Raw genomic sequence first — 15,457 nt, 5'->3', positions numbered from 1 at the left:
GAGCTTATCGTTCGCGCAAACTTTCCTGCGCATGCTGTAGCAGCGGGGTCATGATGTATTCGATGACTCGGCGCTTGCCGGTCTTGATTTCCACGGTGGTGGCCATGCCTGGGGTCAGGTTGACCCGGCGACCGTCGACGTCGAGTGCGGAACGCAGCAACCGGATGCGCGTGGAATAGATCAGGCCACGCTTCTCGTCCTGGATGGCATCATCGGAGATGGAAGACACCACGCCGTCGATGGTCCCGTAGCGCGTGTACTGGAAGGTCTCCACCTTGACCGTGGCGGGCTGGCCCGGCTGCACGAAGCCAATGTCCTTGTTCTCCAGGAATGCCTCGATCTCGACGGGGTTGTCGCGCGGCACCACCACCATCAGCGGCTGCGCCTCGGTCACCACGCCACCGACGGTATGTACCGCCAGTTGCTGTACCGTACCGTCCACGGGCGCGGTCAAGCGCGTCTGATTGAATCGCGCCGTGGCCTTGCGCAACTCCTGGACCAGCGTCTCTTCCTTCTGCAAGCCGTCGTTGAGCAGGTCCAGGTTCACGCGCCGGGTCTCCGCAGCCAGCGCATCGCGCTGGGCGCGAACCTCGCGTAGGATTGCGTCCTGTTCCTTTTGGCGGCTGCGCAGCGTGGCGAGGTCGGCCTCCTGTTCGATACGGGCCTGTTCTTTCTCCAGATAGCCATGCTTCGACACGAAGTTCCGGTCCATCAGGTCCTTGAAATCTCGTGCGCGTTGCTGCGCAAGCGGCAACGTCTGTTCGAGCTTGCGGACCATCTCAAGGGTGGACTGCCGCTCTGCGTCGCGTCGCGCCGCATCAGCATCGATCCGGGCCGCCTTGGCACGGTACTCGTTGTACTGGCCTAGCAGCCAGCCTTGCGCCTCCTGGTATGCACTCTCCGGCGTGGCATCTGGGCGTTGCAGTACCGGGTCGCGATGCCTTTCGACGGCCTCGAGCAAAGCCCTTGCACGTGCGGTCTGCAGGCGCGCCAGCAACAGTTCGCTGGCGATACGGGAGCGGTCCGCGCCGCTAGCGGTGGGGTCCAACTCGATCAGCGTTTCGCCAGCCTTCACCGACTGGCCGTCGGTGACGCGTATTGCTGTCACGGTCGCCACCTCCAGTGGCTGAATGACCTTGGTGCGATCATTGGGCACGACCTTGCCGAGCGCACTGGCTACGACGTCCACCTTGCCGACGACCGCCCACAGAAGGGCCACTGTCACCAGGGCGAGCAGAACCCAGATGGCGACGCGCGGTGCCGGTGATGGCGGCGCTTCGGTCAGCGCCAGTGCCGCCGGCAGAAATGCCGCCTCGTCGATGGAATAGCCAGGCCCGTCCAGCCGCTTCCGGTCGGCCCATGCGGCTCTCCAGACCCTGACGTGACGGCCCAGCAGATCGCCGAGTGCCTTGGAGTGCAGGCTTGCCATGTCAGCCCGCCTGCATCGCGTGAAGCCGCGCGTAGTGCCCACCCTGGCGCGAGAGCAGATCACCGTGACTACCCACCTCGACGATCTCGCCGCGATCGAGTACAACGATCCTGTTGGCATCACGGACGGCTGACAACCGGTGCGCGATAATCAGCACCGTTCGACCGCGGCAGATAGCCTTCATGTTTTCCTGGATGATTCGCTCGGACTCATAGTCGAGCGCACTCGTGGCTTCGTCGAAGATCAGGATGCGGGGATTGCCCATCAATGCGCGTGCAATGGCGACGCGTTGCCGTTGCCCCCCCGACAACGACGAACCATGCTCTCCAACCGGCGTGTCATAGCCTTCAGGCAGTTCGGAGATGAACTCATGCGCGCCAGCCAGCGTCGCCGCATGGATGACCAACTCCAGGGGCGCGCCCGGATCGGCCAGCGCAATGTTTTCTCGTATGCTGCGACTGAACAGCACGTTTTCCTGCAGCACCACGCCGATCTGACGACGCAACGACGAGGCATCCACAAGCGCCACGTCGACACCATCGACAGTGACTCGTCCGCGCTCTGGGGTGTAAAGACGTTGCACCAGCCGAGTCAGTGTGCTTTTCCCGGACCCCGACCGCCCCACGATGCCAACTACCTCCCCGGGCGCGATGTCTAGACTCAGCCCCCGCAGCACCTCGGGCATGTCCGGCCGATAGCGGAAGACGACGTTGTCAAAGGGAAACAGCCCCGTTCATCGGCGGCAGCGCAGGCCGGCTGCCGTGCGCCTCCGTACGGGTATTGAGGATGTCTCCCAGACGCTGCACCGATATGCCGGTTTGCTGGAAATCGGTCCAGAGTTGCGCCAGCCGCATAATCGGCGTGGCCACATGCCCGGACAGCATGTTGAAAGCGATCAACTGGCCCACGGTGAGATCGCCGGCAATCACGAATTTCGCGCCAAAGTACATGGTCGCGACCGTCGTGATCTTGCTGACCAGGGTCACGCCGTTGCCGGCCACCGACCCTACCGTGGCGGCCTTGAAGCCGGCTCCAACGTACTGCGCCAACTGCCCGTCCCATTTTCTGGTCCACTGCGGTTCCACGGCCATCGCCTTGACGGTCTGAATGCCGCTGACGCTCTCCACCAGGAACGCCTGCATTTCGGCGCTGCGATTGAATTTCTCGTGCAGGCGACCACGCAGGATTGGCGTGGAGACAAGCGAGATCAGGAAGTAACAGGGCAGCGAGATCAGGACGACGACTGTCAACCAGACGCTGTAGTAGAGCATCGCGGCCACGAACACTGCGGAGAACACGAGGTCCAGCACCACGGTGATCGCGTTTCCCGTCAGAAAGCCACGGATACTCTCCAGTTCGCGAATGCGGGCAACCGAATCGCCGACCCGGCGCGCCTGGAAGTAGGCAAGCGGCAACGCCAGCAGATGCCGGAACAGCTTTGCGCCAAGCTCCACGTCCACCCGGGATGTCGTATGCGCGAAGACGTAGGTGCGCAGTACGGTCAGTGCGATCTCGAAGAGCGTGACAGCAACCAGGCCAATGGCAATGACATCGAGCGTGGTGAATCCGCGATGCACGAGCACCTTGTCCATGACAACCTGGAAAAACATCGGGGTGACAAGCGCAAGCAATTGCAGCACGAACGACACCAGCAGCACCTCGCCAAGCAGCTTCCGATACTTGACGATCGAAGGAATGAACCAGCTGAAATCGAACTTGGCCAGGTCGCCGGCAATGGAGGCGCGGCTCTGGAAGAGAATCAGCTCGCCAGTCCAGCGCGCCAGGAAGGCGGCTTCGGTCAGCGTTTCGGGCCGGCCTGCTGCGGGCGCCTGGATAAGAACCTTTCCTGCATCATGGCGCGCAAGGACAAAAGCCGTGCCGTCATGGTCCAGTGCAATCGCCGGCAGCGATTGCCGTGACAGGCGCGAGGGATCGGGCTTCACCGCTTTTGCGCTCAGCCCCAGTTCACGGGCCGCCAGCAATAGCTCGGTGAGCGTCATCACATCCGCAGCGCGATGTATATGCGCAATCTGGGCGGGGTCCGCCGCGATACCATGAAACCGGGCCACAAGCGCGAGGCACATCAGGAGCGTATCCTTAGCCGCGTCCTCCGCATGCGCGTGCTTGTCCTCGCCGCCGACGAGCGTCAGCGGAAGATGCCGTTCAGCCATGTTCTTTTTGTTGTTGGACGCCGCACGCACTGCGCAGCGACAGTACCCGTCATGTTGGCCGGCATTCCTCCCCGGCGCCCTAATGTATTTCCGCCAATACAACCGCGCGACTTTCCACACGGCGTACAGGTGGGCGCAATGTAGCAGACCGTCCGCATCGGACGATTAACGCAGCCGGCCAAAGTTGTAGTGAAATTTTTTTATAACTGATATGTTTAATTTCGATATTTTCGGTAAAATTATCGAATTTTAATAAGCGTGTGCTCACTTATGTCTCGTTTGTGCCGCAGATAGGCTGAGAAATGGTCCGTTAGCGCCAGGGAAGAGGCCCCGCGCCCTCAGCATGGCGCCTTAATACGGCCATCGGTCGTGAGGTGGACGAACGACACAGACGGGGTCAGCAGTTGCTTCTGGAAACTGTGAGTCCTAGCCGGATGGTCGAGGACAGAAACCCTGTGCCGAACGAGAGAAGAATGCGTCTGCTGTCGCTCAGATTGCGGTCATTCGAGTTGTAGCGTCAAAAGACCGAGATGGGTCAGCGGACTAAACCGCTCGCGCGGTAACCCTTCGGCAAACGTGCGAAGTGACTGAAGCGCCTGCGCTGTTTCCTAAGTTGAGAACCGAGGTAACTCGCCTCGATTCTCGACAGGAGCACAGCCATGTCAGTCGCGACACCTACCGTCAGCCCGCTACGCCAGCGCATGATCGAGGACATGCGCATGCGCAAGCTTGCGGACAAGACCCAGAGCCAATACATCCACGCCGGGTGCCAGTTCACGGCCTTCCTGGGCCACGCGCCCGACACAGCCAGCACCGAGGACCTGCGGCGCTATCAACTCCATCTGGTCGACCACGGTATTTCCCCGGTATCGCTCAATGCGGCGATCACGGGACTGAAGTTCTTCTTCGAAGTGACCCTCGGCGATGCCCAACGCATGGCCAAGATGCGTCCGGTACGAGTACCCCGCACCCTGCCCGTGGTACTCAGTCCCGACGAAGTCGGCCGGCTGCTGGCGGCCGCTGGGAACCTGAAGCACCAGACCGCGCTCGCGGTCGCCTATGGCGCCGGCTTGCGCGCCAGCGAAGTGGTGGCATTGAAGGTGACCGATATCGACAGTGAACGCATGACCCTGCGCATCGAACAGGGCAAGGGTTGCAAGGACCGCTACGCGATGCTCTCGCCCGTGCTGCTCGAACGCCTGCGCGTCTGGTGGCGCGTCGCCCATGCCCAAGGCAAGATGCTCGACGGAGGCTGGCTGTTCCCTGGCCTCAATCCCATCGAGTCACTCAGCACCCGGCAACTCAATCGCGCCATCCATGCCGCTGCCCAGGAGGCACAGATTGAGAAGCACGTGTCCATGCATACGCTGCGACACAGCTTCGCCACACACCTGCTCGAACAGAAGGTCGATATCCGAGTCATTCAAGTACTGCTTGGGCATAAGAAGCTGGAGACGACAGCGCTCTATGCCCAGGTCGCCACCGATCTGCTGCGCAGGTCATCAGCCCACTCGAGAACCTGCGTTCCGACTAGGACGTCCTGCCGCCGAGCTCGTTGTGCTCGAGGTCGCAGACATCTTCCGCCTCCACGGACCGGCCTGGCGCCAGACTGCCCGCTTGAGCCTTGGGCAGTTGCAGGTCATGTCCGCCATCGAACAGTGCCGTACCGGAGCGCTGGGAGGGCATGTGCTGCGCTGTTCCGGCTGCGCCAACCTCGAGGTGTCCTATAACTCCTGCCGTAACCGGCATTGCCCCAAGTGTCAGGCCAGCGCTGCGCATCGCTGGCTCGAAGCGCGCAGTGAGGACCTGCTCCCCGTGGAGTACTACCACGTCGTCTTCACACTGCCCGCGCCCATCAGCGCCATCGCCTGGTACAACAAGACCGTGATCTATGGCCTCTTGTTCGATGTCGCCGCCGACACCCTGCGCACCATTGCCGCCGACCCGAAGCACCTCGGCGCGCAAATTGGGGCGACCCTGGTGCTGCACACCTGGGGATCGGCACTCACGCATCATCCGCACGTGCACGGCATCGTCCCCGGCGGCGGCCTGTCACTGGACGGCGAACGATGGGTGGCCTGCCGCCCTGGCTTCTTCCTGCCAGTGCGCGTGCTCTCCCGCCTGTTCCGACACCGCTTCCTCGAGGCCCTCCAAGCCGCGCATGGGCAGGGTCAGTTGCGGTTCTTTGGCGACTACGCTGCGCTCGCCGATCCGACCGCCTTTGCACAGTGGATCGCGCTACTACGCACTTCCGAATGGGTCGTGTATGCCAAGCGGCCGTTCGCCGGACCCGAGGCGGTGCTGGCTTATCTATCGCGCTATACCCATCGCGTGGCGATCTCCAACCAGCGCCTGCTGGCGATGGACGAGCGGGGCGTGACCTTCCGCTGGAAGGATTACCGTGCCCGAGGCCGCACCCGCTACAAAACCATGACCTTGGACGTCGGTGAGTTCATGCGACGCTTCCTGCTGCACGTGCTGCCCAGCGGTTTTCACCGCATCCGGCACTACGGTCTGCTTGCCAACCCGGTGCGTCGCGCAAACCTGGCCAGAGCGCGCGAGCTATTGAGCGTCGTACCCGATGTCGTCCCTTCACCCGACGACACCGATCGCGCTGCCCCGACGCCCTTGCGCTGCCGACACTGTGGCGCACCCATGCTGATCATCGAGGTGATCCCGCGCAGTGCCTGCATCCGCGGGCCGCCACCACTGCGAGCCTCAAGATGAGACCACCCATCGGACGCGTCCAATGCAACCGGCGGCTCTTCGGAGAGCGGAGCCGCAAGCGGACAGTCGCGCTCGCAATCTCGGGAAGCTCTATTACACACGCGCAGCGTCCTCGTAGTCCCGAGCTGTCGACACCTTCCGCGATCCCAGGGACCGCTTTACGCCACACGTATGTCCAACGTCCCCGGCCCGTGCTGATCCAGCAGACGCTTGAATCGCCATAGCACGGCGCACCACATCGCAATATCCCGCGGTTTCCTCCCTCGAGGATTGTTTGACGCCTGCCCACAGGCGCCAGCGCTTCTCACAGTCTGAAGTCGAGGGCAGACATCTAACAATCCTTAACAGAGGCTGCCACCTGAGGCGGCACCGGCCGGCGGTCATCGGCCATGAAGCGTCGTTGATCCACGCGATCACTCGGCCGCTCGAACGTCGGTTTCAGCCAAGCTAACGGACTTTCGCTGGCCAATTCGATTATCCAGGCACGACGGCGGTATGCCATGCGGGGATCCAAGATCGTCCTCGGCTCAAAGGCCGGGCGATCCTTGAAATCTCGGAGACGGAACTCGTGCCGGGAGATGTGGTAAATCAGCGCGGTACCCAACCATGCCTGGCATGGCCAACGTCAATCGACACGTCATTACGACCGCATCCGCTTTAGTTCATCGATGCGGATATGATAGATTCGTAGTAGACAAGCTTTATCGCCACACGCGTTGCGAGAATCGCGAAGCCATGCTCGTTGATCCGCTCGTAACCGTGTCTTGTTTGCCGATGTTTTTATCATTTGATTGTAGACTTCTGCCAATGTTTTATCGACACGGGAAAGTTCCACGTCCCCACAGATAAGCTGCGCTTGAACAGATATGAGCTTGCTGCAATCAAAACTTTGAATCAACGCAGTCTTCGTCTCGTATCGAGTTTCCAGTAGCCCTGGCTTACAGAGACCTTGCAGCGACTTGCAAGCGACGTGGCGCCCGACCCATGCCATGTCTCGCGCACCATATTGCTTAACAAAACGATTGATGCCCGCGTGGCTGACCCCCCTTTGCAATGCGTTTGCCGCGATTATTTCGTTGCAAAGCGAGTCCTCGGCGTAGGCTCGCCCATCGCGCCGGTAGCAACTGTGAAAACCGAGCATCCCAGTACCAACAACACTTCGGCGTTCCCCTGAAGCGAACAAGATGGAAGCGCAAGCGGACGAGCACCTGGCATTATCTGGAACTGTTGTATAGACGCGAACTTTATCCATTGCATCGACGACCCGGGAAGCAGCCTCAACATTTCCTCCTGGACTATTTAAAACAAGGGTAACGAGTCCTTCGTCATCACGGTCAGCCATTTTGGCGAACGCCAGAAACTTCTCTGCATCACGTTCCTGAATCCTGCCCTCCCCGATAAGCATTTTCAACTTAAGTTGGGGTTGGTAGTAAATCTTGAAGTCCATCCCTAGCGCAACACCGGGAAACATAAGCACAGTGAAACAGAGCCAAGAAAGCAACGGTTGGATGAAGCTTTGCGCCGCCGCGTCCTTGGCTGTTGGGTGCTGAGTGCTGCGCATACGCTTCTCCTCGGACTGTCAGAAGCCGGGGCATGAATCGCATCCGCGATGCGGTGCACGACGAGCGCCCCAAGCGCGAACAGGGCCTAGAAGCTGACACCCAGTGAAAGGATCGCGACCTGTTCATGTGAGCCAGGGTTGAACCAGTAGAAACTTCCGGTGACCTTGCGCACCGTGACCTGGAAAAAACCGCCTCGCTGGAGATCACGGTCCCCACCGTAAATCCGCGTACGTTGCACGACGAGGCCCAATCTCAGCCATTCGATCGGGCGGTAGCCAAGCTCGCTCCAGGCATAGAAATATCCCGATTCTGGTCCGTGCGGATTCAGATATTCGGCTTCAATGTAGTAGTCAAATTTCTTCACGGCCAAGCTGGCCTCGAGTCCGCCGATCACACCGTGTGTCGAGCCCCAGACGAATCCGAGGATAGGCGTCGCTTTGAACTGGACGGTTTCGCCTCCCGAAAATGACCAGCCGACGAATGCCGACTGCGAGTGCTTCGCCTCGTAGTTGGCTCTTGCCTCGAGGTGGAGCTGCGATTTTTCCGCAATGAAGATACCGCTGAGATAGTCGCCGCTCTCGCGTGGCATGTTCCAGTAGCCAGTTGCCGAAAAAGTCCACGGTACGGCGGCAGGCTGCGCGGCGGCATTCGGCGCCGGCGGTGGCGGCTCTTGTGCGCGGACACTGCCAACGGAAAGCATGCCAGCCAGCAGCATGAACGCGGCCCGCATCTCAGCCACCCAGCGCAATGACGGCTGCGGTCAGCGCGACCCCCAACACCGTCATGCCCGCGCCGGTGGCCCAGGCGCCGATGCCAGCGAAGCGGCCCAGCGCCCATCCGGCGACGAACAACATGGCGAGCGTCAGCATGCGCGAGATGAGTAGCGCCTGGCGGACGTCCCCCAGCAGCACGAACGGCAGCGCTACGGGAAAAGTGGTGAGCACGACAATGCAGAAGATTCGCAAAGAGGCAAGCAGGTCGGCCAGGTTCAGACGGGGACGGGCGGGCAGCGTTGGGGCCCCGACGAGCCGCACCCGCATGGCCTCAAGTTCTGTGTCGGTAACCAGCGACCTCATTTTCCGGGGCAGTGCATCATGTATGAATCCGAGTGCCGCCGTCCGGTCACCCGCATTCCTGACGGAAATGGCGAGGGAGAGGCGCTGACCGCGACTCGCCAGCGTGCGAATCAGGAACATGACAGCGTCGACCAGCCCCCACGCCAGATTGCACCCCAACGCGGCATGGAGCATGGTGCGAGGGTCGGCATCCGGCCCGCCGGCGCCGCTCGACACCGCGCCGACAAAGGTGAGCGCCATAAAGAGGCCAAAGCACATCTCGGCGACGCGATCCACCACGTCCAGCACGGGCTCCCGAGTTTCCGCATCTACTGACTGCAGGGCCGCGCCTGCATAGATCGCAGTCTTGGGGGCATCAGGCATGATGGACTCCTTCGATGATCGGACAGAACGATAGGGGCTAGCTAGCGATCTTGCCTTGGGTACCCCCGGGGCTCTTGTGCGGGCCCGTCACGAACCGACAGTGGCACCGCGATCAATACCGCCGCCAGGAATATTGCCGAGCCAGCCAGCAATTGCTCCATCCCTAAGCTCCTCTTTGGGCCGCGACCGATGGTATCCCCTCACCAGGTGTCGCTAGTCGCGTGCGGTCGTCCTAAGTGATCCTAGACCATCCGTTGCGGGAGCGCGTGTACAGGTGATGTCGCCCTCACGACCGCACAACTCCATGCATTGCAGCGCTGAACTGGACGTGTGAACCAGCTTCTGTGACTTTTTGACTGTCACGTCTCATAGTTAGTGGGATGTGCAACGTAGAAAAATCAAAGAGTTGCGGAGCCCTGTCTCAAACTACCTGGGTCAAAATCTCACAGTAAGTGGGTAAAAGGCGCAACCCGTCTCACAGTAAGTGGGTACATGTGTGGCGAGGGAACGGGGCTTTGTAAGTTGAGGCTAGCCGCCGAAGGATTGCGGCATCTCCAAGCCCACTGCGCCTGATGTCGGTTCGCCAATGGTTCAGCTTGCCCACGCCTGCCTCAGGTGGCTATGCAACCGGGCAATCACCGCGTGGGTATGTGCCCTATAATCCTCCCCAGACAAATTTCGAGGCGGGGTGTCGGTTGATTACCAAGATCAAGATCCGCGGATACCGTATCTACACGGACTTCACGCTGTCGCCTAACGCGAAACTCAACCTGATCGTGGGGGGCAACGAAGCCGGCAAGTCGACACTGATGGAAGCCATCGCGCTCGCCCTTACCGGGCGCATCGGTGGCCGCAGCGCAAGCGAAGAGCTAAACCCGCACTGGTTCAACGCCGGAGTGGTGGCCGAATTCGTCGCCAAGATCGAGCGCGGTGAACGGCCTCGGTTTCCCGAGATCCACATCGAGCTGTACTTCGCGGACAAGCCCGAGTTGCAACGGCTTTGCGGCGCCATCAATACCGAGGTGCCGACCCTGGCCTGCCCAGGCCTGTCGCTGCGGATCATGCCGAATCCCGACTATGCGGACGAGCTGACCCGATGGATGGCCAAGCCTTCATCCCTGCTGCCGGTCGAGTTCTACCTTGTTGACTGGCGCTCCTTCGCCGACGAGCGCATCACCAATCGCCCCCGGCAATTGGCGGCGGCCATTATCGACTCGCGGACCGTTCGCTCCTCAAGCGGCGTTGACTATCACCTGCGACAGATCCTTGGCGACCATCTCGACCCGCCGGAGCGTGCCGCCGTGTCCCTGGCCTACCGCGAGCTGAAGGCGACTATGTCGACCACGGCGCTGGACGCGATCAACAAGCGCATCGGTACGATCCACGCCTCCTTGCACGATCAGCCGATCTCGCTGGCCATGGATCAAAGCGCGCGGACCGCCTGGGACGGCGTGGTGACCCCCCATGTCAACGATGTACCGTTCTCGATGTCCGGACAGGGCCAACAGGCCGCGATCAAGATCTCGCTGGCCCTGAACCGCAATGCCGGCCACGCGGCGTTCGTCATGATCGAGGAGCCAGAGAATCACCTTTCCCATACCAGCCTGACCACGCTCCTCTCGCGGATCGAGGCGCTCACTGGCGACCATCAGCAGCTCTTCATCACCACGCACAGCACCTTCGTGCTGAACCGCCTTGGTCTCGATGCCATCCTGCTCCTGGCACACGGCAAGACGTCGAAGATTACGACGCTAGATCCCGAAACCGTCTCGTATTTTCAGCGTCTTCCCGGCTATGACACGCTGCGCATGGCCCTGGCCAAGAAGATCGTCCTCGTGGAAGGGCCCTCCGACGAGATCGTTTTTGAGCGATTCTTCAAAGACCTGTTCGGGAGGCGCCCGATGGAACTGGGTATCGACGTGATCAGCATGCGGGGATTGTCGCTGGCGCGCTGCCTTGAATTCTGCGCCGCGCTGGACAAACCAGTGGCCGCCATGCGCGACAACGATGGCACGGACCCGGCCGAGCTTTCCACAAGCGTGGAAGCGTGGCTTAGTCCCGGAAAGCGTGAGCTGTTCATTGGAAAAGTCGCCCACGGCCACACCCTGGAACCACAAATCGTCCACCACAATGGCGAGGCGACACTGCGTAGCTTGCTTGGCATCACGGCGACCGCAGATCTCCACAAATGGATGAGCCGGGAGAAGACCGAGACGGCGTTCCGCATCGCCGGCGCAACGTGCAAGCTTACGCCTCCGGAATACATGCGAGAAGCCGCGGCGTTCATCCATGGCTAACCAGCTCACGTTGGCCGTTGCCGGCTCGCGCAAGACCCAAGGTATCGTGGAGCATTGCGCAAGGCTTCTTCCGGAGCGCCGCGCCCTCGTCCTGACCTTTACCCAGGCAAATCAGGAAGAACTCCGACGCCGGCTCGGGCAGCGAGCGGGCGATCATCTGGGCATCGAAGTCATGGGATGGTTCACCTTCCTGTTACGACACTTTGCAAAGCCCTTTCTCCCCTTCAAGTTTCCCGGGGCGCGAGTTCTGGGGTTCAGTTTTGAGGGGCGACCGGACAGGTACGCGAAAGGCCTATCGCGATTTCTCGATCGCAACGGTGCTGCCTACGCCTGCGAGCTCGGACGGCTTGCCAACGAACTGCTAGGCGCCAGCAAAGGCGCCTTATTACATCGATTGGAGAGCTTGTACGATGAGATACTGATTGACGAGGTGCAAGACCTGAGCGCCCATGATTGGGAGATCGTCGACGCCCTATTGCATTCGTCAATTCAGATCCGGATGGTCGGCGATATCCGGCAATCCGTTCTGGCCACGAACCCCCGCGGCACCAAAAATAAGCGGTACGCCTATGCCGAAGCGGTGAAGTGGTTCCGGGAGAGAGAACAAATCGGGAAGTTAACCATCACCGAGAGTGTGGAGACTTGGCGGTGCCACCCGAAGATCGCGGAATTTTCAGACACGATCTTCGATCCGAGCTGGGTATTTCCGTCCACAATTTCCCGCAACGATGTCACGACGAACCACGACGGCGTTTTTCTACTTATGAAGAAGCACGTAGGCGATTACGTGGAACGATTTGCCCCTCAATGCCTGCGAAGCATGGCGGCCTCTGGCAAAGAGTTCAATCTTGAATACCTGAACTTCAAGGTTGCGAAGGGATCCACATTCGCACGTGTGCTTATCGTTCCTACGGCGGGAATCTCCGACTTCCTGCGTAAAGGATCAAATCTCGAGCCCGTGCCCGCAGCAAGCTTCTATGTGGCAGTGACCCGTGCTGAACAAAGTGTGGCCATCGTTATTGACAACGCGGGCACCTCCACTTTGCCGTACTGGATGCCATAACTCCCCGCTCAGCGACTCGCAATTACCCGGGCGCCCTATCGACACATTCGGCAACTGCCCCGCTAGCGAGGGGAGTGTAAGGGCCATGGCACCGCGGTATCGTGAGACGTTTCCGGGCGAACAACTTGAGACGCTGCGGCGAATCCAGAGTGAAAAGCTGCAGCTTAAAGGAAAAACAGTGGACCGCACCGAACGACTTCTTGAGCGTGGCTATTTTCCCTCTCAATTACCCCCATCATTCACAACGGAGGATTTGGCAAGAAATCATGCCGCTCTATATGCGCAATGGTTCGCTCTTCAGGCGACTCCCAAAACGGGCCCAAAGACTCCCAAAGCACCAGGCGCGAGGGCGGAGCTCTTCAGCGTCGCGCGGGCCGGTCACCAGCGGCGCGTCACGAGCCTCACGAATCCCGTTGCACAGACATATCTGTCGAAGCATATTGCAGAGAACTGGGGTGAGTTGCTGAAGCACTACCGGCAAACCAGGCTATCGGCAAGCCGCCCTAGGTTTCTGCACAATGGATCTCGAGCCGCGAACATACCTTCGATGCAGTTCCTCTACAATCGCAAGGTGCTGGAATCTGCGGGGTATCGATATATGCTTCGCACCGACATATCGAGATTTTTTCCGACGATCTACACACATTCCGTTCCGTGGGCACTTCACGGTAAGGCCGCGGCAAAGAAGAATCGAAAGCCGACGCCAAAATTCTTCGGCAATCTGTTGGATCTGGCACTTCGTCAGGCGCAGGACGAACAGACATTCGGCCTACCGATTGGACCGGACACGTCACACATCATTGCTGAAGCCATCGCCACAGCAGTTGATTTGGAATTGAAGAAGCGTTTGAAAGGACTTCCTGCGGGTTTCCGGTATGTCGATGACTATTTCATGTTCTTTGCCACAGCTCGCGAAGCGGAATCGGCACTCGCGGCGCTCATTCGCTCGCTGAAAGAATTTGAGCTGCAAGTCAATTTTGAGAAAACCAAGACATCACCAGTTCTTGAGATAACGGATGATTTCTGGAGCCACAGGCTTCGCAGCTTTTCGATCGCAAAAACCGGCCCCAAGCAGGTCGCAGACTTCAGTCATTTCTTCGAGTTGGCAAAAGAACTTGCACGTTTGAATGCTGATGAGAGCGTCATGATCTACGCTCTTAAGAAAGCATCTTCTGTCATTGTCCGAAAGAACAACTGGGATCGGTTCGAGGCCCATGTTTGCCAAGTAGCGATGGGATATCCAAATACCCTTCAAACCGTTGCGAGGATCTTCTCGACCTATAACGGCGTGGGATATCCGCTAGGCAAGACGAGGCTTAGTCGCTTCATCAACGCTTTGATCGAAGATCATGCTCCCTTGGGTCACCACAGCGAAGTGACCTGGTGCCTGTGGATGGCAAAGGATCTCGGCCTTCAGCTTTCTGAGGCAAATATCGATCTCGTTGCAGAAATGCACAGTTCCGTATGCGCGCTGATTCTGATGGACCTCCATAGCGCCGGGAGGCTGATTAAGGTACCGAAAAATACATTCTGGAAAGCACAGGAAAAATCTAGTGCCCTCCGCGATGACTTGTGGCTGCTCGCCTACGAGGCAGGAATCAGAGGCTGGGGTGGATTCGCCAACACCCATATCGCTACGGATCCAGTCTTCAATTGCCTCCTAGCGCTGAACGTACACTTCTACGATCAAGCCGCAACTCTAAAGCCCTTGTTCACGGCAAAGCAAGATGCGCTGACACGGAAGAATCTTGCGGGGATTGAAGCGCTATTCGATCTTGACGATGTGGAGCACTGGCTTGACTACGAGGAAGGCGATGGTGGCTACGAAGGTGTCATTTTCTCCTTCGATGGCGACACCGACGGTTTCGATGAGGATGAGGACGATTCCGAGGACGATACAGACGATGCAGAAAACTCCCCGTACTTCTAGCTCTCGGCCGATCTGGGCAAGAAACGATCCGAACAATTGATGATGGCACTAGCAGACAAGACTCCGTGGGATCCAAGCCCTCAACATGTCGCCCGCATCAGAAGCAAGATGCCGGCTCCCCAAGCATGCCCCTACTGCGATAGCCCGGTTCGCATCGTCAATAACAGTGAGATCTACGGCGCATCGTACGGGGAATGGCCGTGGTCCTACGCATGCACACATTGCGATGCCTATGTGGGCATGCATCCGTTCACCGCCACGCCGCTGGGAACTCTAGCCAACAAAGCACTCCGGAGCGCGCGGAACAAAGCGAAGGCACCGTTTGATCTGCTTTGGAAGCCCAGCACGAAGAAGCGCTCCGCGGTATATCAAGCGCTCGCCGCTCATCTGGCCGTTGATATTGAACTATGCAATTTCGGCCTCTTCGACGAGGCGACTTGTGATAAGGCGTGGCGATGGGCACTTGAACAGGCCGCCACGCCAGAGTCAGCGTACGATCGTGGGAGTGCTGCGGCGAGGCACGGCATCCCGATCTCCGATTGCCCCTTTCAAAACCCTGAGCTCACCTCTGCCTGGCGCAAAGGTTGGAGGGCGTTGCCGCTTTGGTCGCCCGACATACCGGACTAAATCCCTTCGCACGCCGACAAGAGCGAACTACAACCTAGGGCCTCAACGTGTTGGCTACCGCGCTGTACGACGAGTGCCCGCCTTCGTTTCAAGCTTCTACCCCGCACATCGTTGATGCATCAATCAGGAATTCGGACTTACGGTTACGACCGACTTGAGACTCCGAATGACGACCCCGATCGCGAAGGCCCTCCCCTCCTAAGAGTCACACT

At 59.6% G+C, this 15,457-nt stretch carries 9 protein-coding genes and 2 pseudogenes; 6 read left to right on the top strand and 5 right to left on the bottom strand.

The window, feature by feature from the left end; genetic code table 11:
* Positions 1-4: 4 nt before the first annotated feature.
* Together KHO18_RS15920 and KHO18_RS15915 are read right to left on the bottom strand one after the other, a co-directional pair.
* Entirely contained in the window at positions 5-1,429 is a 1,425-nt protein-coding gene (locus KHO18_RS15920; RefSeq protein ID WP_211943525.1) for an HlyD family type I secretion periplasmic adaptor subunit, read from the bottom strand.
* 1 nt (position 1,430) lies between these two features.
* Positions 1,431-3,513 (bottom strand): annotated as a pseudogene (locus KHO18_RS15915) (type I secretion system permease/ATPase).
* Positions 3,514-4,259: 746 nt separating this feature from the next.
* Between KHO18_RS15915 and KHO18_RS15910 the strand changes: the two are divergent.
* Together KHO18_RS15910 and KHO18_RS15905 are read left to right on the top strand one after the other, a co-directional pair.
* Positions 4,260-5,134 (top strand): annotated as a pseudogene (locus KHO18_RS15910) (tyrosine-type recombinase/integrase).
* 23 nt (positions 5,135-5,157) lie between these two features.
* The gene (locus KHO18_RS15905) at positions 5,158-6,327 is read left to right on the top strand and encodes an IS91 family transposase (protein WP_211943524.1); all 1,170 of its coding nucleotides are present in this window, start codon (positions 5,158-5,160) and stop codon (positions 6,325-6,327) included.
* A 640-nt stretch (positions 6,328-6,967) separates the two neighbouring features.
* Here the strand turns inward: KHO18_RS15905 and KHO18_RS15900 are convergent.
* The 3 genes from KHO18_RS15900 to KHO18_RS15890 form a co-directional block, all read right to left on the bottom strand.
* Positions 6,968-7,888 (bottom strand): lysozyme inhibitor LprI family protein, encoded by a 921-nt coding sequence (locus KHO18_RS15900; RefSeq protein WP_211943523.1) that lies wholly within the window; start codon positions 7,886-7,888, stop codon positions 6,968-6,970.
* An 86-nt stretch (positions 7,889-7,974) separates the two neighbouring features.
* Positions 7,975-8,619 (bottom strand): hypothetical protein, encoded by a 645-nt coding sequence (locus KHO18_RS15895; RefSeq protein WP_211943522.1) that lies wholly within the window; start codon positions 8,617-8,619, stop codon positions 7,975-7,977.
* Position 8,620: 1 nt separating this feature from the next.
* Positions 8,621-9,328, bottom strand: a complete 708-nt coding sequence (locus KHO18_RS15890) for a VIT1/CCC1 transporter family protein (protein ID WP_211943521.1) — start codon at positions 9,326-9,328, stop codon at positions 8,621-8,623.
* Positions 9,329-10,023: 695 nt separating this feature from the next.
* Between KHO18_RS15890 and KHO18_RS15885 the strand changes: the two genes are divergently transcribed.
* The 4 genes from KHO18_RS15885 (at position 10,024) to KHO18_RS15870 (ending at position 15,245) form a co-directional block, all read left to right on the top strand.
* The gene (locus KHO18_RS15885) at positions 10,024-11,625 is read left to right on the top strand and encodes an ATP-dependent nuclease (protein WP_211943520.1); all 1,602 of its coding nucleotides are present in this window, start codon (positions 10,024-10,026) and stop codon (positions 11,623-11,625) included.
* Positions 11,618-12,688 carry a UvrD-helicase domain-containing protein gene (locus KHO18_RS15880; protein WP_211943519.1) on the top strand — a complete coding sequence of 357 codons (1,071 nt, stop codon included), beginning with the start codon at positions 11,618-11,620 and terminating at the stop codon, positions 12,686-12,688. Before KHO18_RS15885 ends, KHO18_RS15880 begins: the two co-directional genes overlap by 8 nt.
* An 85-nt stretch (positions 12,689-12,773) precedes the next feature.
* Entirely contained in the window at positions 12,774-14,618 is a 1,845-nt protein-coding gene (locus KHO18_RS15875) for an RNA-directed DNA polymerase (protein WP_211943518.1), read from the top strand.
* A 39-nt stretch (positions 14,619-14,657) separates the two neighbouring features.
* Positions 14,658-15,245, top strand: coding sequence for a ribosome modulation factor (locus KHO18_RS15870; RefSeq protein ID WP_211943517.1), 588 nt, complete (start codon positions 14,658-14,660; stop codon positions 15,243-15,245).
* The last annotated feature ends 212 nt before the right edge of the window (positions 15,246-15,457 follow it).

The sequence above is a fragment of the Cupriavidus campinensis genome (genome assembly GCF_905397395.1).
Taxonomy (GTDB): Bacteria; Pseudomonadota; Gammaproteobacteria; order Burkholderiales; family Burkholderiaceae; genus Cupriavidus; species Cupriavidus campinensis.
Note: the sequence above shows the minus strand (reverse complement) of the source record. Positions and strands in the feature narration are given on the sequence as shown.